Source organism: Oenococcus oeni DSM 20252 = AWRIB129, from assembly GCF_000372485.1.
In the GTDB taxonomy this organism is placed as follows: domain Bacteria; phylum Bacillota; class Bacilli; order Lactobacillales; family Lactobacillaceae; genus Oenococcus; species Oenococcus oeni.
In genome coordinates this window covers 25475-45440 of record NZ_AQVA01000003.1, presented here as the reverse complement: position 1 = coordinate 45440, position 19966 = coordinate 25475, and the positions used below count along the sequence as shown (strand labels likewise).

The 19966-nt window shown below is 36.4% G+C and carries 14 protein-coding genes and 3 pseudogenes; 7 read left to right on the top strand and 10 right to left on the bottom strand.

Annotation, left to right across the window (positions count from 1 at the left end; genetic code table 11):
- Positions 1-75 precede the first annotated feature (75 nt).
- Positions 76-1503 carry a nicotinate phosphoribosyltransferase gene (locus A3G9_RS0102915; protein ID WP_002820569.1) on the top strand — a complete coding sequence of 476 codons (1428 nt, stop codon included), beginning with the start codon at positions 76-78 and terminating at the stop codon, positions 1501-1503.
- A 2-nt stretch (positions 1504-1505) separates the two neighbouring features.
- Here the strand turns inward: A3G9_RS0102915 and A3G9_RS0102910 are convergent, their stop codons facing one another.
- On the bottom strand, positions 1506-3788 hold the full coding sequence (locus tag A3G9_RS0102910; RefSeq protein ID WP_002820570.1) for an ATP-binding cassette domain-containing protein: 2283 nt from the start codon (positions 3786-3788) through the stop codon (positions 1506-1508).
- 293 nt (positions 3789-4081) lie between these two features.
- Here A3G9_RS0102910 and A3G9_RS01000000109435 point away from each other — a divergent pair.
- Positions 4082-4563 (top strand): annotated as a pseudogene (locus A3G9_RS01000000109435) (glutathione peroxidase).
- A gap of 62 nt (positions 4564-4625) precedes the next feature.
- Here A3G9_RS01000000109435 and A3G9_RS01000000109430 read toward each other — a convergent pair.
- From A3G9_RS01000000109430 to A3G9_RS0102885, 4 genes and pseudogenes are all read right to left on the bottom strand, one after another.
- Positions 4626-6049: pseudogene (locus tag A3G9_RS01000000109430) on the bottom strand (MFS transporter).
- Positions 6050-6331: 282 nt separating this feature from the next.
- Positions 6332-7717, bottom strand: a complete 1386-nt coding sequence (locus tag A3G9_RS0102895; RefSeq protein ID WP_002820572.1) for an MFS transporter — start codon at positions 7715-7717, stop codon at positions 6332-6334.
- A gap of 353 nt (positions 7718-8070) precedes the next feature.
- Positions 8071-8814 carry a LytTR family transcriptional regulator DNA-binding domain-containing protein gene (locus tag A3G9_RS0102890; protein ID WP_002818822.1) on the bottom strand — a complete coding sequence of 248 codons (744 nt, stop codon included), beginning with the start codon at positions 8812-8814 and terminating at the stop codon, positions 8071-8073.
- Complete coding sequence (locus tag A3G9_RS0102885; protein WP_002818821.1) at positions 8811-10550, bottom strand: sensor histidine kinase; 1740 nt, start codon at positions 10548-10550, stop codon at positions 8811-8813. The genes A3G9_RS0102890 and A3G9_RS0102885 overlap by 4 nt, the downstream gene beginning before the upstream one ends.
- Positions 10551-10784: 234 nt before the next feature.
- Between A3G9_RS0102885 and A3G9_RS0102880 the strand changes: the two genes are divergently transcribed.
- The gene (locus tag A3G9_RS0102880; protein WP_002818818.1) at positions 10785-12320 is read left to right on the top strand and encodes an amino acid permease; all 1536 of its coding nucleotides are present in this window, start codon (positions 10785-10787) and stop codon (positions 12318-12320) included.
- Positions 12321-12341: 21 nt separating this feature from the next.
- On the opposite strand, the gene A3G9_RS0102875 is transcribed toward A3G9_RS0102880, so the two are convergent.
- A complete protein-coding gene (locus A3G9_RS0102875) occupies positions 12342-13589 on the bottom strand; it encodes a peptidoglycan bridge formation glycyltransferase FemA/FemB family protein (RefSeq protein ID WP_002818817.1) in 1248 nt (415 codons plus the stop codon).
- A gap of 190 nt (positions 13590-13779) precedes the next feature.
- Here A3G9_RS0102875 and A3G9_RS0102870 point away from each other — a divergent pair, with 190 nt between their 5' ends.
- Positions 13780-14352 (top strand): NAD(P)H-dependent oxidoreductase, encoded by a 573-nt coding sequence (locus A3G9_RS0102870; RefSeq protein WP_308213351.1) that lies wholly within the window; start codon positions 13780-13782, stop codon positions 14350-14352.
- A 214-nt stretch (positions 14353-14566) separates the two neighbouring features.
- On the opposite strand, the pseudogene A3G9_RS1000000110355 reads toward A3G9_RS0102870, so the two are convergent.
- From A3G9_RS1000000110355 to A3G9_RS0102855, 3 genes and pseudogenes are all read right to left on the bottom strand, one after another.
- Positions 14567-14719 (bottom strand): annotated as a pseudogene (locus tag A3G9_RS1000000110355) (glutaredoxin domain-containing protein); the annotation flags it as partial.
- 61 nt (positions 14720-14780) lie between these two features.
- A complete protein-coding gene (locus A3G9_RS0102860) occupies positions 14781-15635 on the bottom strand; it encodes a metallophosphoesterase family protein (RefSeq protein WP_002818810.1) in 855 nt (284 codons plus the stop codon).
- Between the two features lie 192 nt (positions 15636-15827).
- Entirely contained in the window at positions 15828-16292 is a 465-nt protein-coding gene (locus A3G9_RS0102855; protein WP_002821814.1) for a MerR family transcriptional regulator, read from the bottom strand.
- Between the two features lie 171 nt (positions 16293-16463).
- Between A3G9_RS0102855 and A3G9_RS0102850 the strand changes: the two genes are divergently transcribed.
- A complete protein-coding gene (locus A3G9_RS0102850) occupies positions 16464-17954 on the top strand; it encodes an MDR family MFS transporter (RefSeq protein ID WP_002821817.1) in 1491 nt (496 codons plus the stop codon).
- A complete protein-coding gene (locus A3G9_RS0102845; protein WP_002818806.1) occupies positions 17954-18682 on the top strand; it encodes a DUF4811 domain-containing protein in 729 nt (242 codons plus the stop codon). The genes A3G9_RS0102850 and A3G9_RS0102845 overlap by 1 nt, the downstream gene beginning before the upstream one ends.
- A 115-nt stretch (positions 18683-18797) precedes the next feature.
- Here the strand turns inward: A3G9_RS0102845 and A3G9_RS0102840 are convergent, their stop codons facing one another.
- The gene (locus A3G9_RS0102840) at positions 18798-19355 is read right to left on the bottom strand and encodes an NADPH-dependent FMN reductase (RefSeq protein ID WP_002818803.1); all 558 of its coding nucleotides are present in this window, start codon (positions 19353-19355) and stop codon (positions 18798-18800) included.
- A gap of 279 nt (positions 19356-19634) precedes the next feature.
- On the opposite strand from A3G9_RS0102840, the gene A3G9_RS1000000109795 reads away from it, so the two are divergent.
- The gene (locus tag A3G9_RS1000000109795) at positions 19635-19781 is read left to right on the top strand and encodes a ribbon-helix-helix domain-containing protein (RefSeq protein WP_002818801.1); all 147 of its coding nucleotides are present in this window, start codon (positions 19635-19637) and stop codon (positions 19779-19781) included.
- Positions 19782-19966: the final 185 nt, after the last annotated feature.

Genomic DNA, 19966 nt, shown 5'->3' with positions numbered 1-19966 from the left:
AATTCACGATAAGAATTAGCGTCAGGATTTTTAATTTAAAAATCCGAAACGAATTTGTGCCCGAAAGAAGAAAAAATGAATTTATCAATGGTTACCGATCTTTACGAATTATCAATGGCCAACGGTTATCAGCAGGCCCTCGAAAAAGAAGATGGTGTTTTCGATGTGTTTTTCCGCCACGTTCCCGATGACGGTAGTTTTGTGATCACGGCTGGACTGGCTCAAGCCATTCAAGCAGTTTCAGACTTTCATTTCGACGAAAAAGATTTAGCTTATTTAAAGAACCTTGATTTATTTACGGATAATTTTCTGAATTTTCTAAAAAAATTCAAATTCAGTGGAAATATTTCGGCAATTCCGGAAGGAACACCGGTTTTTCCAAGGGAACCACTATTAACTATCAGCGGTCCCTTAATTGAAACTCAACTTTTTGAAACAATTTTGCTAAATATAGTGAACCACCAGTCTCTAATAGCTACCAAGGCTCGGAGAATCTGTTATGCAGCCCAAGGAATGCCGATTATGGAATTCGGCGCCCGAAGGGCTCAAGGACCCTCAGCAGCAACCTTAGGGGCTCGTGCGGCAATTATTGGCGGATGCGCAAGCACCTCTAATTTATTGGCAGCTGAAAAATTTGGTTTAACCGTCGCCGGAACAATGGCTCATAGTTGGATTGAAGCTTTTCCCAATGAACTAAGCGCCTTTGAAAAATGGGCCGAATTATATCCCGATAATTCTTCCCTGCTTGTCGACACATATGATGTCGTCAGTTCGGGCGTGCCAAACGCAATTAAAGTATTTCAAAAACTTGAAGAAAAGGGCCACAAACCAATTGGTATCAGAATCGATTCAGGTGATATTGCCCATTTATCAAAACTAGCAAGAAAAATGCTCGACGATGCCGGTTTTTCCGAAGCTAAAATTACTGCTTCGAATGCCTTGGATGAAACAACGATCCAGTCATTATTGTTCAGCCAAGGGGCTCCAATTGATAACTTTGGAGTTGGAGAAGAACTAATAACCAGTGCCAGCGATCCTGTTTTGAGCGGTGTTTATAAATTAGTAGCAATTAAAAAAGAAGGTAAAATTATCCCGAAAATAAAAATAAGCGACAGTCGTGAGAAGGTCACTCTACCAGGAATCAAGCAACTTTATCGATTGTATAAAAAAGGAACCCGACAAGCGTTTGCCGACGTAATTGCTTTGAAAGAAGAACGCTTGTCAAAAAGAATGTTGGTTAAATCGGCAGATCCATTAGACACAAAACAAAATATTAATCTAATGGATTTTGATTTAGAAACATTGCAAACGAATATCTTTGAAAAAGGAAAAATTGTTTACAGCTCACCCACTGTACAGCAAATCAAAAAAGTATCTCAGCAGTCCCTTAGCGAACTGCCAGAAGAAACAAAAAGACTAAAGAATCCTAATAAATATCCTGTTTACATTACCGAGAAGCTTGCTAAATTACAGGATGAATTATTGAACGATCAAGAATATTGATCCTAGTCCATTGCTTTTAATAAAGCCTTTCCGGTCAAAGAGTTTGAGCAATCGATGATCCCTGCTGGAACACCACTATAAATAACTTGGCCGCCAAAAACTCCCGCTCCAGGTCCAATATCAATCAACCAATCGGCTTGGCTTATTACCGTTTGATTATGTTCGATAACGATGACACCGTTGTGAGCATCAACAAGTTGATTGATCAATTTAATTTGTTCGGCGATATCTTGCATATGTAGGCCGCTGGTTGGTTCGTCAAGTAAAAATACAGTTCCCTTTTCATTAATTCGAGATGCCAACTTGATCCGCTGCAATTCACCACCGGAAAGAGTGGTTAGAGTTTGATTCAAATGAATATAACCCAAACCGACACGTTTTAAACTAGATAATTTTTCTTTTAACATTTGATTCTTTTCTTCTCCAGAAGAAAAGAAATTTAAAGCCTGATCAACGGAAAAATCAAGAATTTCAGCAATGTCCTTGCCCTGATAGTGATATTGAAGGGCTTTTTTGCTATAACGTTTTCCATGACACGCCTCGCAAACTTCCACAACCGGATCCATAAAGGCCATATTCGTGATCGTGACTCCCTTGCCTTTGCAAATCGGACAGGCACCCTGGCCGTTATAACTGAACAACCCTAAACTAGTTTGATTACTTTGAGCAAATAATTTGCGAATCGGATCAAGGATATCCAAATATGTTGCTGGAGTTGAACGAAGATTTGTTGAAATATCTTTCTGAGCCAGATCTATATAAGGAACGTCCAAAGAATTTTTCAACTCTTTAACCAGAGAACTTTTCCCTGAGCCCGCAACGCCAGTTAAAACCGTCACTACATCAATCGGAATTCTAATATTAATATTTTTCAAGTTATTCGAATTTAGATTAGTTAATTGAACAGAATTAGAGCTCTTTCTAACTTTCGTTTTAAAAGCAATTTTTTCCCTGAGCCATTTTCCTGTCAAAGAACTGGAATTTAGAAGTTCTTCATAAGTTCCTTGAAAAGTTAATTGGCCGCCGGATGCGCCGGCAACCGGTCCCAATTCGACGACATAATCGGCAAAGGACATCATTAAGGGATTATGCTCGACAAGTAGGATTGTGTTCCCTTTATTCCGCAATCTTGTCAGACCTTTCTTAACCAGATCGATATCATGAGGATGAAGACCAACACTTGGTTCATCCAAAATATAAACCATATCCGATAAAGAACTATTTAAGTATTTGGAAATTTTAATCCGTTGAGCTTCCCCACCGGAAAGGCTGTTGGTTCCCCGCGCCAAAGATAAATATCCCAAACCAATATCAATCATTGAATGAAGTTTTACCTGCAATTCCCTAATAAGATCGGTGGTTAGTGTTGCATTAATAGTGTCCAAAAACTCGCTTAAATCCTTCAGACTCATTGAACAAACTTCAGCAATGTTTTTGCCATTAATACGGTTTCCAAGAACAGTCGAATTCAAGCGGGTTCCATGGCAAATCGGGCATGCATGATGAGTGACGATTTTTGAGATCGCTGCCTGATGATGCTTAGCTTCCTTTTTATGGAGAATCGAACGTCTAATTCTCGGGACGACCCCTTCATATAAAGCTGATTTTGGAAACTTAGGGCCGGGATGCTTTAATTGTTGTTGAGGTGCATACATTAGGAGTTGCCATTCCCGGTCGGTAAAATTTTTGACAGGTTTGTCGTTATCGAATAAACCACTATTGACATAACGACGCCAACGCCAAGTATCAGGTCCAAAACTGACAAATTTAATTGCTCCTTGGTTAAGCGATTCGTTTTTGTCAATCAACAAATCTTCGTCAATATCGTCGACATACCCAAGTCCTTGACAATTAGGGCACATCCCTTTTGGCATATTAAACGAAAAAGTGTCAGAATAACCGATAAAAGGACGGCCAATTCGCGAAAAAAGTAGACGGAGTAATGAATAGGCCCCTGTATATGTCCCAACGGTTGAACGAGCATTTTCACCAATTTTCTTTTGTTCAATTACAATCGCGACTGGTAAATGATCAATTTCGTCAACGTGTGGTTGACCGTATTTAGGAAGATACTGCTGGGTAAAACTGGCAAAAGTCTCGTTCAACTCTCTTCTTGATAAAGCCGCGATGGTATCAAAGACCAGAGAAGATTTGCCTGCTCCTGATAAACCGACAAAAACGGTCGTTTTATATTTTGGAATTTTAAGGCTAAGATTTTTTAAATTATTTTCTCTGGCACCTTTAACATCGATAAAACCATCAGCAAAGATATTATTTCGATTCATTAAAATTCAGTTTCTCCTCATAATTATTCTTAATTTTTGATAAAAAATTTTCGACAATCACAAATAAATTCACAAACTATTTATTGAAAAATCCTCATAACGCCCACTATAACTCAATCTGGTCATTAAACCAGTTGTGAATTTAAAAAAATCAAAAGAGTAGAATTAGATTAAAGAACGATGCGTTTACAATTTTTTTAGCAATCAACTGCATTTTTCTGACGAAGTTTTAAAAGTCTGATTTTCAAGACCAACTTTTTCATGAGTCATCAGATTGAACGGAGGAATTAACGATGTCGATTTACGATTACAAAGCAACTTTAGAGAATGGCGAAAGCTACAAATTGGACAAATATAAAGGAAAGATCATGGTGATTGTTAATACGGCCACCAAATGCGGATTCGCTCCACAATTCGAAGAACTTGAAAAAATTTATAAGCAATTCAAAGATTCCGGATTAGTTGTTCTCGGTTTCCTTCAAATCAATTTAAGCAGGAACTTGATTCGAGTCAAGCTGCTGCCGAAGCTTGTCGAACAACTTACGGGGTAACTTTCCTAATGCATGAAATCAATGACGTTAACGGAAAAGACGAATTACCCCTATTTAGTTATTTAAAAGATAATGCTCCAGGAGCGATTGGAAAATCTATTAAATGGAACTTTACAAAATTCTTGGTTAAACAGGATGGTGAAGTTGCCAAGCGTTATGCGCCAAAGACCGATCCAGAAAAAATGATTCCCGATATCGAAGAACTATTACAATTGCAAAAGTGAAAAGGCGCTTCCGACAAGAATATCGGGGGCGTTTTTCAATTCCATGATTTTATTGATCAAAATTAATTGATTTTCTTTTCGCTAATTCGTCGATGATGTTGATAATACAATAATCCGGCGAGCAAAAACAGAGCGCTTATAATCATCCCAAAAGCGAAGATATAAGCAAAATGCATCCCAAAAACAAACCAATCCGGATGTTTATCGGGATAGGTTGTAATTCGGTAACCGGAGCGAAGGCTGATACCAAAATACAACAAAGAAGTTGCCAAAGCCAAGCCAATTGACATACCCATATTTCGGCTTAAAGAGGCAATCGAACCTGCAATTCCTTGAAATTCGGGTGCTGCATTCCCCATAATCATCGGATTATTTTGAAACGCGCCATTAGCAATTCCGAAAGTTGCCAAAGCAATAATCAGCCAAGCCAGGGACCAAACCGGTCGAACAGAAATAAAAATTAGCTCAGGAATGATAAATATGAATAAAGCATAAAAAGAAACTCGTTCAGCGCCAATATGATCGGAAATATAGCCGCCAATCGGAGCACTGATTATATTTAGTATTGGAACGAACATAAGAATCAATCCGGCAACCGCTGAAGAAAGCAACAAAGTATCCTCTAAATAAAATGGAATAATCATGTTATTGAAATAGCCGACAGTGAAGACAAGCATTGTTGAAAAAATTCCAAAACTAAAACTTAAATTGTGAAAAATACGTAAATTGATCAGTGGATTTTTTGTATGGTTCTCAACTAAAACGAATCCTATCAATAGAATCAAAGTCAAAAATATTAACGCAATGATTTTCAGATTCCCAAAACCAATTACCTGGCCCCAGAAAATCATGATGAAAAAGCTTGAAATAGTTCCTGCATAAGTGATAAATCCAAAAATATCTATTTTAATATTATTAGGAGCTATTTTAGAATGTGGAAAAAAATGATGACCAAGAAAATAGGCAATTATACCAATTGGAACATTAACAAAAAAATATAATGCCAATTAAAATAAGCCAAGATCAAACCGCCTAAGCCGGGACCCGCCAGATTGCCGACCTGAACAAAAGAACTGTTTACCCCTAAAGCCAAACCATGTTTATTTGAAGGAAAAATTTGAGTAATGATGCCGAAATTTGTCGACATCGTCATTGAAGCGCCAAAGGCCTGAACAATTCTTGCAGTAATTAAGAGCGGTAAATTAAGACTCAATCCACAGGCCAGCGACCCAATTATAAAAATCAGCGTACCAACTTGGAAAATTGGTATTCGACCAATTTGGTCTGACAATTTACCAAAAAAGATCAGCAGCACGCAAATTAAAACTAAATAAACAGAAACGACCCATTCGGCCTGATTAGTTGGTACATTCAAGTCGCGAGACATTTTTGGGACAGCGATGTTAACAATGCTGGCATCTAGTGTTGACATAAAAGACACGATCGAAGTTGATATAAGTAAAATCCATTGACTTTGTTGTTTCATTCCGATTGACCTTTCTCACTAAATAAATTGATCAAATCATCTTAGACTAAGATTAATTAAAAACTTTCTGCTCTAACAGCAAATGTAGGCTTTCGATAAAGCACTATATAATAGTAAGAATAATCCTTTTATTAGTCAGATTCTTAACTAAATTCGATGATTTGTTCTTTATTTAAATAGAGAAAAAAACAAGCATCAAACTAACCTAAAATAAAAAACATTTTCTAAAAAAAGAAAATGTTTTAAAAAAATAAAAATACTTATACAAAAGTCTAAACCACTTTAATTTTTTATATTGGAATTCTTCTTAACGGGCTTTTTGATAAGTACAAAAATTACTAGTGAAATAATCACCATAATTAACAATACCCAGTAAGTCAAATTAAAGTTCTGAGTCAGAACAGCACCGTTTGAAAGCGTAATATTTTTTGGATTCAAGGGATTTCCTGAAGCCATTAAAAAGCCCACGATAATGGCACCAATTCCAAATCCTTGATAGATTATCGAATAATTACGCGATGTGTTTTTCAAACCAAAATAATCAGACACACAAGTTGGAAATACGGTAATGTTACCGCCAAAACAAAATGCCATCGCAATAACGATGATATACATCATGCCAATACTCATGGCACCAGGTTTTGTCGATAACAATATAATTAATGCTAATAATTGAACGATGTAAGTAATAAAAAAGACTGTTTTTCGACCTGTAATGTCGGATAGCCACCCCATGATAAAGCGACCCAAAGTATTGGCAATAGCAACAATGGCAACGAATGTTGCAGCTGCGCTGGTTCCTCCCCAAACAGCCACTTTGTTAGGAGTCTGCGTACCCGCCGCTGCCATATTAGTAACCGCGGAACCCAAGAGCCCCATAAACATAACGGCCGTTATCAAGCAAAAAAAGATTAAATAAGCTTGAGATGTATGCAGCATTTCAGAGGTTGTAAAATTTGTTTTGTCTATGAAAATCGAATTATTGGAATTATTATTCGTATCAAGCGAAGAAGCTGAATCTTCCGGAGCATTTTTAAGAAAAAACGAACCAACAACTGACAAAAGTAATGCTAGAGTTCCCCACCAAAAGAGAACTCTATCAAGATTTTGAGCCGTAATAGCTCCGGCGCCACCGGCAATTGCCATATCGATATATTTAAAAATAAATGACCCGAGGCCATAACTAGCAACACACACACCTGAAATTAAACCTTTCCTTTTTGGAAACCACTTAATAGCGTTCGTAAGTGTCGTCAAATAAAGAATCCCATTCATTGCACCCAAAATAACTCCTCCAAATAACCAAAGCAGCCAAATAGATGAATTCTTACCAACCAACATTAGCCCAAGTATCGAGAGACCGTAAATAATCGACGCAAAGATACTAATTATTTTAATTCCATACTTCTTTGCGAGTGGAATTCCCGCCAAAGTAGCAAGCGATAGAAAAAGCATCCCCACAGTAAAGGTAAAACTAACAGATCCAGCCGGTAATCCACCAACAATCTTTTTGACACCATTGACTGCTTGAACAGTACCACCGGATTTTAACATGAAGCCATTATTAAAGATTGACCAAGCATAAAATGAACCAGCAGAAATCTGAATCAAAACCGTTCCCAAAATAATAAGCCAAGGATTTGATAATTTCCGACTATTTTTTTCCATAATATGATATCCCCTTCCTAATTAATTAAGTTTTTAAGAAACACTTTCTTCCAACCTTCTCAGTACTATCAACTTTAAAGAAATTCAAACAAAACAAATAAATATAAAGTTACTAGTATCGAAATTTAAAAATTTACCAAGAATGAAGGTATTCGTCGAAAGATCCGCTGTTTGAATCCTCTTAAGAAATTGTTCCTGTATATAGATCAGTCTTTGCAAACCCATCAACAGCCTAATTGTAAGAAAAAAAATTTGGAAAAAAACTTTTTTGTGCAAGAGGTATCAAACTCGGGCCGAAGTGCCTTTTACCTAACTTTAAATACCCAAATAATCAGCAAAATTAATCGTTATGATCACATCATCAATCTTTTTTTAACTGCCTTTATAAAAGAACGACTAACCGGAACCTTCATACCATTCGTTAATTTTAATTGGTAGGTATGATTAAACCAAGGTTCAAGCTCCGAGATAGAATTTATATTTACAATGATACTTCTGTGGACCTGCAGAAAATCATTTTTGTTAAGACGACTAAGCAACCAACCAAGAGATTGACGGGTACTGTATGATTGACCGTTTGTAATTAAAGTCAAAGCCCCATCCTTAATAGTCGCCATAATTAAATCGTGTTGTTTGATAATTTTCGTTTTATCATCACTGGTAATCGATATAATTTTCGTTTTCTCCGACCCGAAATGGGAATTTACAGTCAACGAATTGTCTTTTTTTGCTTGAAGCTTAAAAATTGCCTGAACTTTCTCCAAAGCCTGATTAACTCGAGACTGTTCAAAGGGTTTGAGAACGTAATCGACTGCATCGACATCAAAAGCTTTGACAGCATAGCTATCAAAAGCAGTTGCAAAAACAATCAATGGTGGATGAATAAGTTTTTTTAATTCATTTGCTAATTGAAAACCATTTTCATCATTTAATGATATATCGATAAAAATGACATCGATTTTTTCCTGCAGCAATTTATCAACTGCCGTTCCGATGGAATCAGCCTGATAAACAGAATCGGTTAATCGATTCTGTTTTAGCAAATAACTTAATTCGTCACGAGCCAAAGGTTCATCATCCACGACTAAAATTTTCATATCGTTTTCACCTTTCTTGGAATGACAATTTTTACGTCGGTTCCCTTAGAGCTACTATTAATTTTCAAAGCAGATTTCGGTCCATAAAGACCGGTTAAGCGGCGATTCAAATTTTCAAGCGCCGTTCCGCTACCCTGAATAGAATCCACTACCCGTTGGCCCAGATGTGGTAATAGTTTCTGAGGAATTCCGTTTCCGTTATCACTAACCAGAATATGTAAACAATTTCTCTTTTCAGTGACGACAACATTGACACAATTATTCTTCTTGCGGCCGCTGAAAGCATGACGAATGGCGTTTTCGACCAAAATTTGAATTGTGAAAGGCGGTAATAAATTTAATTCATTGCTTTTTACCGAAAAGTTAACACTGTACTTATTCGGAAAACGACTTTGTTCCAGAGACAAGTATGCTTGAACGTGTGCCTCTTCTTGTTTAAGGGTAATTTCCGTTTCACGGGCTCCTTGCAGGTTCGTCCGAAAATAAGTACTAAGCTCTAATAATAAATCATGAGCTTGAGTGGCATCAGTCCTCATTAAAGCCGAAATAGTGTTGATCGCATTGAAAAAGAAGTGGGGATTAACCTGTGCCTGTAAAGATTTAATTTCGGCATCGCGAACGAGTTTCGATTGCTCTTCAGCCAATCCAAGAGCCAATTGACTAGAAAAAATTGATGCAAGACCGGTTGCCAATTGTTCTTCGACCGGTGTCAATTTTCTTGCATCGGTAAAATACATTTTTAAGGTCCCAACCACTTGTTTATCTACGATTAAAGGAATTACAATCGCAGCTGCCAGTGGACAACCAGGGATCGGACAGCCAATCATTTCTTTGGAATTGGCAACTTCCATCTTTCCGGAAGCCAAGACTCTTTTTGAAAGATCTGTAACCACATGACGCTCAGGGACGTGATGATCAGAACCTGGACCGACATGTGCCAAAACATTTTGCGAATCAGTGATTCCGATTGCATCAAAATTCGTATAATGCTGAATAATCGTTGCTGCCTGCATTGCCGAACTTTCAGTCAAACCGGAACTGAAATAAGGCAGGGTTTTGTTCGCCAATTCGAGAATATCATGTGTCTGAACTGACCTTAATTGTTCTTCTTGATGGAGGTAAGCACTAATAATCGACATAAAAACCCAGGTTCCAAAACTGTTCAAAATCATCATCGGCAGAAAAATTAATTTCACAAGTTGTAGACCGGAAACACTGAAAACAAGAATAAACAGCATTTGGATAAATTCCATGCCAAGTCCGGTTATCGCTGCGACCCCAGCTGTCGGATAGGTTCGTCTCTTTGAATAGCTGTGGCCGATCATGCCAGAGATCCAACCGATAATAATTGAACTGAAAATATAAAAACTATCAGCTCCATTCCCTTGAAAAACACGATGAACACCAGCAATTAAACCAGTTATTGTCCCAACAACCGGTCCACCAACTAAACCGGCAACTGTAATTACCAGAGTTCGCGTATTCGCTATTGAATCGCTCGACGGCAAACCGGTAAGAAAAGTTGTTGAAACAAGGTTATTGTTTTTTGTAATTTCAACGCCGGTCAAGTTGGAGAACAGGGCAAAACCCGCAAAAATAAGAATTAAATAAAATTTCGTACTGATTTGATCGAGTTTTGGTAAAAGACGACGAAAGAAAGGAACATTAACCAATAAAAAAGCCAAAATCAAAATAGTTCCGACCCGCTGCATTAACAATAAAAATAAGGTAATCATGAGTTTTCTCCAAAAAAATCAGGTTGTTTTACTTTTGTTCGATATGGATTCTTAAGAATGTCAAAAAATTCTGATTATCCAATCCCGTTGATCATTATAATCTCTGATAACAATAGTATATAAAGACAGACAGGACGAAGAAATAATTCGAAATAATCTGAAAACCAGCATTACAGGCAAATGAGCATTAGAATGAGGTGGAATAAGTCTGAACGATAACTGTGAGGAAACAAAATGAAAAGAAATATATCCAGTAACTCCAAAATGTCTCTGTTTGGTTTCTTTACTTTAACCGCTGCCATGCTGATGTCAGCTGACGAATATCCGGCTTTCGCTCAATCTGGACTCTTGGCTGTTCTGTACCTTGTTTTAGCCGGATTATTGTGGTTCCTTCCAATTGCTCTCTGTTCAGCGGAAATGGCGACAGTTTCCGGATGGGAAGAAGGCGGCGTCTATGCCTGGGTCAAAAACACTCTTGGGAAACGGGCTGGTTTCATTGCTGTTTTCTTCCAGTGGCTGCAAATTACTGTTAATTTTATTACGATGATTTACTTCATCATCGGGGTATTGTCATTTACGCTCGATCTTTCGATTTTAAATACCAATCACTGGCTAAAATGGATCCTCTTTTTGATAATTTATTGGGCAATGACCTTTTTTCAAATGCGTGGTATCAATGGTACGGATAAATTGGTTAAAAATACTTTCATTTGGGGAATACTATTACCCGCATTTATTCTGTTAGCGGTTTGTGGTATTTATTTATCCCTAGGTAACCCACTTCAATTCAACAGCAGTTTGACCGAAAATTTCAAAACACTGACAAATACCTTTTCAATTTCAACTATCGTCCCTTTTATTCTCGCTTTTACAGGGATCGAGGCATCCGCCTCATATATAAATAATTTAAGGAACCCAAAAGTAAATTATCCATTAACGCTGATTATATTAGTACTCTTTGCAATTATTATAGATTCCTTTGGCGGCTTATCGGTTGCATCGGTCGTTCCATTGAATAAATTGTCCTTGAATCAAGGAATGATCGATGCCATCAGTATCATGTTTACAAAAATCAGCAAGACTGTCTGGGCAACATGGATGATTAAAATAGTTGGTCTGTTGATGGCTTTTGGAATGCTTGGCGAAATTAGTTCTTGGATTATCGGTCCGGTTAAATCCCTATTGGCTACAGCTGAAGACAGAATTCTGCCTGCCTACTTCGACCATGTAAACGAACAACAAGTCCCAGCACGGTTAGTTATCTTTCAAGGGATAATCGTCAGCGTCATCAGTGGCGTTCTTACGGTTGGTTTCGGTGGCAATAATGATGCTTATAAAATGTCGATGAGTATGACCGTGATGCTGTATCTCGTGACCTATATTCTAATTTTCATTGGTTATTTAGCATTAACAGCAAGTAAGAAAACAATATCCCGTAAATTCAAAATTCCCGGAGGGAAAATTACCCGTTTCGCCGTTGCTGTCCTCGGATTAATCAGTTCACTGGCCGTGTTTGCTTCAACATTTGTTCCCAGCGGAATTAAAGGAATAAGTTTGGTGGCTTACGTGACAATTATGCTGACTTTCTTTATCTTGATCTTTGCCCTGACTCTTTTGATCTATTCAAGAAGAGCCCGAATTTCAAAGCGAAACTACAAGCTGCGTCATAAAAAAGTGGAAGAAGTTTTGCCTTTCACTTATCTACGTGGACGAGCAGAAACTGTTATTGAAGACATTGAAAAAGACATCTCAGAAGATAAACATCCCTAATTTGTTTTAAAATCGGTTTTTCTAACGCCTTCTGATAATTTTCTTAATAGTTTGTAAAAATTGATAACGAAACTTGTTAATCGGAAGTATGAAAGCACCCATATTGTCGACCATATATCCCTGGAAACCTTTTTTAAATTCGTAAACGCCATCATGCCCGGAACGATCGCCGGAAACGCCATAAAAATTATAAACAGGCACCTTTTCCTTCAAAGCAAATTCAAGCATATCTGCTTGAGTCCGATAGGGACCGTAGAAGTTTTTAAATTCGGCATTAGTATAACTAAACATATACGACACTTCCTGCGGCTGAATAAAAAATAAAGCACCAGCTAGATTGATTTTTTTTCCATATTGTTCAATTAATTTTTTTGCTTGAACAATTCTTTTTTCATGCTGTTCGACTTGACTTCTTAATTCTTTAATCTGTCTGGTCTTTGTTGGCTTCTCCCTTTTAGAATCAATCAAAATCATCTGATCAATTTTATCCTTCAGATTTCTGATAATTTCCTGGAAATGACCAATATAATCGGATAAATTAATTTCAGCAATCATAAATTTGGCATTATCGCCGAACGTCCTATAAACAGATTGATAATATGAAAGCTCTTTGTCATAAAATCCGAGCCTCTTGGCTGTTTTTGTCGTATTTTCATGAAACATTTCCAATTCGTCATAAGAAATATTTCGTGTCGTGATACCGAATTCATATGTTTTTTTAATCGAATATTGAGTCTTCTTACTGTAAGACTGAAACAAAGTTTTTTTATTCAGTCCCTCAATTCGTTTTTGGTATTCATAATGGGGAGTAGCAAAACCGTAACCAACCTGTTCAAATGAACGATAAATAAATCCCTCCGCAAAATAAAGTGAGCTATAATTTTTTAAATCGTAATTAACAACTTTGCCATTGTTCTCAACCCGCTGGGTCTTTTCATTAGGAACAATTCGCAAATAATAGGCATGCTGTTTTTTTAAATACTTATGTAATTCTTTCAAAAAAAAGGCAATAATTTGATTATTATTTTCATTTTCAAAATCAACCAAAGGGCCACCCGTGATCTCATAAACATCCCCGGTATGATTTTTAATTTTTCTCATAAGAGCTGTCAAAAGAACTTCATCTTTTTCTTTGACTCCCAGCAAATAAGAATCCTGATGACTATCTTCATAATATTTTTTTTGCAAAACACTCTGATAGAAAGAACCCTTCGGGTTTTTTTGCTCGAAACGGTTATACTCATCTTCATTTAAATTAACTAATTCCACATCTTTATTATCAACTATATTTGTCCTAAATTATTAGAAATATTTTATTTTCGTCTAATTGAAATTTCGGTTTGTTTTGTTTTAAACTTAGTTGTTACAAAAAATAATACAAGATAAGGAAAACTTCATGAATAAAGTTTTAGTTGTTAAAGCCCATCCAAAAAGTATTGATTCATCAAAGTCTTTATAAATAGGTAAAGTTTTCATCGAATCATATAAGAAATCCCATCCGGATGATCAAGTCACAATCAGGGACGTTTACGCTGATAAAGTACCTTTGATTAATAACGAAAATTTTGATATTTGGAAAAAATTTAAATTCGGCAAAGATTTTTTTGATCTCCCGAAGGATCAACAGCAATTAATGAAGGGTCACGTCGAATGGCTGGATGAATTTTTGGAAAATGACAAATACGTCTTTATTAATCCCATGTACAATCTTTTTCTTCCGGCAGAACTAAAACAATATTTCGATGTCGTCGCTATCGTTGGAAAAACTTTTAAATACACCGAAAAGGGTCCGATTGGTTTGTTGAAAAATAAAAAAGCCTTTCATATTCAATCAACCGGTGGCATTTATCAAGGCAAAGATAATGAGGACCAAGATATAGGTGATCTTTATCTCCGAGCAATTATGAAGTTATTCGGGATAAATGATTATCAATCGGTTCTACTTGAAGGAGTTGACAATTTCCCTGATCAAGCAGAAAAGATGTTGAATGAAGCATCTCTTAAAGCTATGGAAAGTGCCAAAGTTTTCTAATTTTATATTGCAACTTCTAAACTTATAACAGGATAATCATCCAGCAAAAAAGCGAAGTAGAAGCAGTCAGAAACAAATCCAATAATCTTAAAAGAAAATGATTTAAAAACAAAAGCCGTTCGCTAGGAACGGCTTTTTGATTAAGCTATCTAATTAACATAATTAATTTGTTTGGCCTAAAACCAGACCAATTTTCTCGATCGGTTACAACCTAAGGAGTTTGTTGAGCACCTTTTGCTTTTAGATAGTCAATATATTTTTTGTCTCGACTAATATTGATTTCCGTGTATTCAAGTTGATGATTATCTAGCCATTTTTTTGTCATATAACATTGAGGGCAATCATCTCTTGTATATATTTTTATCATTTCAATTCTCCCCTCTATCCGATAAATAACACGAATCCGGTAAATTGATACTTTTTAAAAACTAATCATGAGTAGAAGAATTTATTTGACTTATAAATTCCTCTGCTAAAGAACGATAACCATGTTTTTTGTTTTCGATAATTAAGGACTGATCGTCGTGGGTGAATCCCTTACCAGTTTTAATCAATCGTTCATAAAGGTTAGCATATGGTAAATCGCGCGAGTAAGCCAAATCAATTTCCTTTTCCAGATTATATCCAATATGCTTAAATTCGAGGTTGGATATTCCGCCATTATCGACATCCATTAAGAGATAATTTGCTCGTCGATTAAGCAATAAATTAGATGAAACGGCCCATGGTTCTCCAACAGATCCAGGATTTAAAATCATCTGTCCGCTATCCGTATATCTAAGCAACTGCTGATGAACATGAGCATAAATGATTATGTCTGCATTTGTATCTTTAGAAAAAAGATCGAAGTTTTCCTGTCGATTGGTCGGAAGCATTTGATGGCCGTGATCAGAATCGGGACTATTATGATATAAAGCAAATTTAATTCCTTCAAACGAAAATTCTTGTTTAAAAGGAAGACCGGCAATTTGTTTTCTAATATCTGCTGAAAAATGCAATTCATCGAACCTAACCTGCATCACAGCAGCAATATCTTCCGGGTCTTCAAGATTAACAAGATCTTTTTCTCTAACCTGTCCATAAATATCTTCCCAGTTGCCCCTGAGAAAGTGTGTTGTATTTATTTGGTCTAAGAGCCTATAACAAGCTTCGGAACCAGGTCCAGTCAAAGCAATATCACCAAGAGACCAAAACTGGTCGGCGTGATTCTTTTGTGCGTCTTTAATCACGCTAGTCAAAGCAGTAGCGTTTCCATGGCTGTCGGAAACAATCGCAACTTTCATATTTTAACCCCCTAAAACAAATATCTCATAATACCAACAAAATATTTGCAATAATTCGCAAAGTAATAAAAACATTCTTAACTTTCTTTAAAAAAATCAATATATTTCGATATGCCATATCAATCGTCTTTACAAGGTTCGCAAGAAAACAAGGCAAATAAAAAAGACGATTATAAGAATAATTATCCTTTCTTAATGCAGCTCAAATTTAGTACCGTTTTCGGTAACGCTGGCAAATAAATGTTTATTTTCCTGAGGATCAAAAACACCAAGATCAATCAAAGTAGACTTTTCTTCCTCTTGAACGTTCTCCAATCGGTCAAAGACCATTTTTTTGATAGCTTTAATCATCGTTGAATGCCTTTTTGTGTGTTCAACAGCTGATGCTAAGGTAAAGCCCTCATCTTGGTATTTTTTAATCATTCGAACAAAAAAGACCGTGCCATAAATGAATTTCTTCTTCTTTGCAGTTCCACGGCTTTTCAAATAAACTTTTTCCAGCCAATATCGTAATTGCGTTTGAGAAACTCCTGTAGCATCGGAAAGATCCGATATACCGATCAAGACATTATCGTCTTTTACCATCGAATGAATAATATGTTGAAAATCAACTAATTCGTTAACTTTTCGGGATTTTAATTCTTCATCCATTCTCATATTTACCTATTTTTTATATAATAACACGCAACCATTATTACTTTTTCTAGAATTATTATATTTTTAATAACTATACTATTAAAAAAAGTTTACAATAATAAGTCAAAGAGTTATATTGGATAAGTTCGTTTTTTGACGCAAATTTAAAATTATTGAAAGAAGGTAAAAAATATGTCAGAAGCTATTGACAGTAATGGCAAAAAATACAATCGAATAATGTTGATTGTTGTTTTGCTTATTGGTACTTTTTGTACCGTCTTGAACCAGACGATCTTAGCGACCGCCTATCCAACTCTAATGAAGGCATTCGATATTTCAACTTCAACCGTTCAGTGGCTGACAACTGGTTTTTTAATGGTCAACGGAATTATGATCCCGGTTTCTGCTTGGCTATCAAGCCGTTTTAACTCAAAATGGCTTTATATTAGCGCAATGGGAATTTTTGAAATCGGCACAATTATGGCTTGGGCTGCACCAAATTATGGTGTGCTTCTAGCCGGTCGTTTGACGCAGGCGCTTGGTGTGGGTGTTGCAATGCCCCTTATGCAAACCATTATGCTATCTATATTTCCAGTCGACAAGCGTGGAACAGCCATGGGTCTCGCCGGCGTCGTCGTTGGCGTTGCACCTGCGATTGGTCCAACTCTTTCAGGATGGATTATCGACACATGGCAATGGCGCGATTTGTTTGGAATGATTATTCCAATTATGGCTGTCGTTCTCGTATTAGCCTTGTTCTTTATGAAACCTGTTATTGAAACCGGCAAGCCAAAATTGGATTGGCTCTCACTTGCTTTATCAACAGCTGGTTTCGGTTCCCTGCTTTATGGATTTTCATCGGTTGGAGATGATGGTTGGGGATCAAAAACTGTGATCTTTACTTTAGTTATTGGAACCATTTTAATCGCCTTCTTTGTCTGGCGACAATTAAAAATGGAAAAACCATTTTTGCAATTACGCGTTTTCACCTCCAAAGAATTTACAATTGCAACTATTTTAAGTTCAGTTGTGATGATTGCATTGGTTGGCGTTGAGATGGTAGTGCCTCTTTACTTGCAAATTGTGCATGGCATGAGTGCTTTAAATTCAGGATTAACTCTGCTTCCAGGTGCTTTAATGATGGCTGTTATGAGCCCGATTACTGGCCGCGCTTTTGATCGAATCGGCGCTAAACGCCTGTCGATCGCCGGTTTATTCTTATTAACCGCTGGAACATTGTCTTTTGTCATGATCACAAAGCAGACACCAGTTATCTATATTACTTTCCTATACGGTGTTCGTATGTTTGGAATATCGATGGTTATGATGCCCGCAACAACTGCTGGCATGAACGCCCTGCCAACCAATTTAATCTCGCATGGTACAGCCGTTAACAATACGGTTCGACAGGTTGCCAGTTCAATCGGAACGGCAATTTTGATTTCCGTTCTATCAAACGTGACTAAAAATCAAATGCCCGGTAAAGCTCTTTTATCATCTTCCCCGTTAGAATACAAAGTTAAAGCATTCGATGCGACGATATCCGGTTATCATGCGGCATTTTGGATTGCAGTTATCTTTTGTTTAGCCGGTTTTGTAATCTCCTTCTTTATGAAAAACAAAATTGACAATTCGCAGGTTGTCAACAATGAAAAAGAAAATATTCAAGGAGGCAAAGCATAATGATTCTTGTATTATTAGTTATTTCCGCAGTCGCCTTCTTCGTTAGCTTCATCTATACCGATAACCCGATTTCCCGAAGAATGCTGACACTTATTTCCGGAGCCGTTGTCCTGCTTTCCCTGCTTGCAATTGTGGCAAATTATTATGACCATTATGGTTTACACAAGGTATCAGTCACGAGTACAAAGAAAATTTACTCGGCCGACCAAAGCAGTTCAATGAACTTGATTTTGTATCAAAAAATTGGTACAAGCGGTAAAGAAAATGTTTATATCTATTCTACAAAGTTAAAACAAAAGACACCCCAGCATACTCAGGCCGATGAATATACAACAAATAAAGTAAAAAATATCAGCAGCAATACAGCAAAATTGAAAACCACAAAAACTTATTGGGAATATAAATCCAACGCATCGAAATTTTGGTTCGGAATAGCCGAAAACGGTCATGAATTGGTAAAACGAGTCAACAATTTTGAAATACCAAAAACATGGATACGTTTATCGACCAGTCAAGCAAAAGAATTAAAAAAAGAATTAGCTGATTCCAAATTTCAGCAACAGGTCAAAAAAGAAGCTGCCGCCTATGTGGAAGAAAAAATGAAAGCGGCAGTTATTAAAGATCCTAGCTTGGCAACAAATAAAGTCGAACAGGAAAAAATGGAAAAGCAACTAGCCGCCAAATTCCAGTCCGAAATGATTAAGAAACTTATTTCAAAATTAAAATAGAATTTTGAAACTATTAGAGTTATCAGCTCCGATAGTTTTTTTATGCAAAAATGTTCGGAATTTTTGCATAAAAAAAGAACGAAATACGCAAATATTCCGTTCGTTTACAAAGAAATTAATCATTAAAACGATTAACTAAATCATCAAAAGTATCCATGGCAGATTGCAAAAAATGGAGTGTGCCGGGATTAGTGATTTTCAAATTATCATCAAGAACACTCGTAACATTGCCAATATAAACTTCCGGTTGAGAAACAACAGGCATATTTAAGAATACCAACGACTGACGTAAATGATGATTGGCACCAAAGCCACTGATTGAACCGGGAGAAACACTTAAAATTATGGCTGGTTTTTTATCCCAGATACTTTTACCGTATGGTCGCGAGCCGACATCGATTGCATTTTTTAAGGCTCCCGGAACTGACCGATTATACTCAGGGGTTGCAAAGATAACTGCATCTACTTTGCTCATCTGTTGACGAAAATTTTTCCAGCTCTGAGGAACACGATCCTCATCATCCAAATCCTGATTATATAGATCAAGATTTCCAATGTTAATGTCGATTACTTGATAGTTATCGGGCAATAATTCAGAGGCTTGTTTAGCAATCGCTCTTGTATACGAATCCTTTCTTAAACTACCAACGACCAATCCAACTTTTATTGTCATTTACTTCTCCTTACTTTTAATAAGTAAACTATAAAGCATTTTAAAAATATTGGCAAGCGAAATAATTGATCGCTTTAAGCTATTTAAGAAATATATTTATTTTTTTATCATGATAAGTACTTTTCAATTTAGCCTGGAATCGGTTCCCTCTCGTCATCATTGTGAGTATCTGTAACAAGAATATTAATCATCAGAATTTTTTCAAAAATATAATGGAAAGAAAAACAATTAAAACTCGAAATTAACAAAGATGCAACATAGAAGACGTATGATTGAAACATGAAGCAAGAAACTACATTTACTTTAGAGGACAACCTAGTTCAAAAATTGAATACAATTTCAAAAGAGACTTCCATTCCAAGATCTGAATTGGTAGAAAAAATGTTGGAAAATCTAACCAAAGAATACGAAAAAAAGACTAATTAAGTCTTTTAGTAGTTCATATATTCAATTTATTATTTATATTTAAGGCTTTTGAGACACTGCCATAAAACAAATACAAGACAAGTTGATAAAAAGACTAAGGCTGCTATTATGGTAACTTTTGTAAACATTAAAAAGAAAAAATATAAAGGTAATGCGATTTCCATTTCTGCCACCTTTCGGTATCA

Coding starts and splice junctions, on each gene's coding strand:
- A3G9_RS0102855 (WP_002821814.1), bottom strand. CDS start 16,292: ATGAGAATGGATGAAGAATTAAAATCCCGAAAAGTTAACGAATTAGTT.
- A3G9_RS0102885 (WP_002818821.1), bottom strand. CDS start 10,550: ATGATTACCTTATTTTTATTGTTAATGCAGCGGGTCGGAACTATTTTG.
- A3G9_RS0102910 (WP_002820570.1), bottom strand. CDS start 3,788: ATGAATCGAAATAATATCTTTGCTGATGGTTTTATCGATGTTAAAGGT.
- A3G9_RS0102845 (WP_002818806.1), top strand. CDS start 17,954: ATGATTCTTGTATTATTAGTTATTTCCGCAGTCGCCTTCTTCGTTAGC.
- A3G9_RS0102860 (WP_002818810.1), bottom strand. CDS start 15,635: ATGAAAGTTGCGATTGTTTCCGACAGCCATGGAAACGCTACTGCTTTG.
- A3G9_RS0102915 (WP_002820569.1), top strand. CDS start 76: ATGAATTTATCAATGGTTACCGATCTTTACGAATTATCAATGGCCAAC.
- A3G9_RS0102840 (WP_002818803.1), bottom strand. CDS start 19,355: ATGACAATAAAAGTTGGATTGGTCGTTGGTAGTTTAAGAAAGGATTCG.
- A3G9_RS1000000109795 (WP_002818801.1), top strand. CDS start 19,635: ATGAAGCAAGAAACTACATTTACTTTAGAGGACAACCTAGTTCAAAAA.
- A3G9_RS0102850 (WP_002821817.1), top strand. CDS start 16,464: ATGTCAGAAGCTATTGACAGTAATGGCAAAAAATACAATCGAATAATG.
- A3G9_RS0102880 (WP_002818818.1), top strand. CDS start 10,785: ATGAAAAGAAATATATCCAGTAACTCCAAAATGTCTCTGTTTGGTTTC.
- A3G9_RS0102895 (WP_002820572.1), bottom strand. CDS start 7,717: ATGGAAAAAAATAGTCGGAAATTATCAAATCCTTGGCTTATTATTTTG.
- A3G9_RS0102890 (WP_002818822.1), bottom strand. CDS start 8,814: ATGAAAATTTTAGTCGTGGATGATGAACCTTTGGCTCGTGACGAATTA.